The following is a 1,175-nucleotide window of genomic DNA, read 5'->3' on the forward strand; positions in this document are numbered from 1 at the left end:
CACGGCCACGCACCGCATCGGGCACCGCTGCCAGTGCAATACATCGACTACACACTCTGGCAACGAACCTGGCTCGGTGAACTGCGGGACCCGCACAGTGCTATCGCTGTCGAGCTGGCGTTCTGGGAACAGGCCCTGGCCGGGATGTCCGAACACCTCGAGCTCCCCACCGACCGACCCTACCCACCGACCCCCGACCACCACGGCGCCGGCCTGAAAGTCGAATGGCCGGCGAGACTGCAGCAGCAGATCGACCGAACAGCGCGCGAACACAACGCGACCGGCTTCATGGTCATCCAGGCCGCCCTGACAGTGCTGTTGTCGAAGATCAGCGCCGACCCCGACGTAGCGGTCGGCTTTGCCGTCGCCGGTCGTGATGATCCCGCCCTCGACGAGTTGGTCGGCTTCTTCGTCAACACCCTCGTCCTCCGAGTCGACCTCACCGGGGATCCCACCTTCAACGAGCTACTCACCCAAGTCCGCACCCGCAGCCTGGAAGCGTTCGAACACCGGCACGTCCCGTTCGAGGTACTGGTGGAACGACTCAATCCGGCCAGATCATTGACACATCACCCGCTGATCCAGGTTCTGCTCGCATGGCAGAACTTCACCGGAAACAACGATCCAGCAGCCGGTTTGGCGCTGGAAGACCTCCAGGTCACCTCGCTTCCGTTGGATACTCACAGCGCCCGCATGGACATAGCGTTTTCGCTCGGCGAACGCTTCACCGATACCGGCGACCCCGCCGGACTCGGCGGAGCGGTGGAATTCCGCACCGACATCTTCGACACCACCACCATCGAAACACTCGTCGACCGGTTGGAACGAACACTGAACGCCGTCACCACCAACCCGGAACAACCACTGTCATCGATAGACCTGCTCGACGAGACCGAACACACCCGGCTGGACGAGATCGGCAACCGTACCGTATTGCGTACGCGCACACCATCGATGAAGTCGGTACCGGAACTGTTCGCCGAACAGGTCGCCCGCACCCCCAACGCAACAGCATTGAGCTGCGGCGATCGTTCATACAGTTACCGGCAACTGGACGAGGCGGCGAACCGGCTGGCGCATCTGCTCAGCGGTCACGGTGTGGGTCCCGGATGCGTGGTCGGGCTACTGATGCAACGCTCGGCACAAGCGATCACCGCCATCACCGCGGTACTCGA

The 1,175-nt window shown here is 62.9% G+C and carries 1 protein-coding gene; it reads left to right on the plus strand.

Translation table 11 applies throughout. From position 1 onward, the window contains the following. Nucleotides 1-1,175 (plus strand): condensation domain-containing protein (locus A5780_RS37685; RefSeq protein WP_156769777.1); only part of this gene is annotated, 1,175 nt, incomplete at both ends.

It is taken from the genome of Nocardia sp. 852002-20019_SCH5090214, from assembly GCF_001665865.1.
GTDB classification, from domain to species: Bacteria; Actinomycetota; Actinomycetes; order Mycobacteriales; family Mycobacteriaceae; genus Nocardia; species Nocardia nova.